The organism is Paraburkholderia sp. SIMBA_053, from assembly GCF_046534895.1.
In the GTDB taxonomy this organism is placed as follows: domain Bacteria; phylum Pseudomonadota; class Gammaproteobacteria; order Burkholderiales; family Burkholderiaceae; genus Paraburkholderia; species Paraburkholderia caledonica.
The window spans coordinates 1-262 of record NZ_JAWRXU010000945.1 but is presented as its reverse complement, the minus strand read 5'-3'; the positions used below and the strand labels follow the sequence as shown (position 1 = coordinate 262).

Below are 262 nucleotides of genomic sequence, written 5' to 3'. Positions count from 1 at the left end.
CAGTCTGCGAGCGCGAGACCCGCTTCGTCGAACAGTTCGCGAATGGCAGGCAGAAGCCGCGTGCTGGAGACGGCGCCCGTCGCTTCGTGACGCGTCCACACGCGCGGTGCGGGCGCAGGCGCGTCCGCATCGGCCGATGACGTATCGTCGGCGGATTCGGCGGACAGGAGTGCGACCGAGCAGAATTCGGTCGAAGTATCGAGGGCAAGCAGCACGATTTTCGTCATGACCGCTATTGTAATGCGGCACCCTGCATCGCCGG

Annotated in this window: 1 pseudogene; it reads right to left on the bottom strand. The window is 65.3% G+C overall.

Annotated features, from left to right (window positions below):
• Positions 1–227, bottom strand: a pseudogene (locus SB753_RS38390) (tRNA (adenosine(37)-N6)-threonylcarbamoyltransferase complex dimerization subunit type 1 TsaB); the annotation flags it as partial.
• Positions 228–262: the final 35 nt, after the last annotated feature.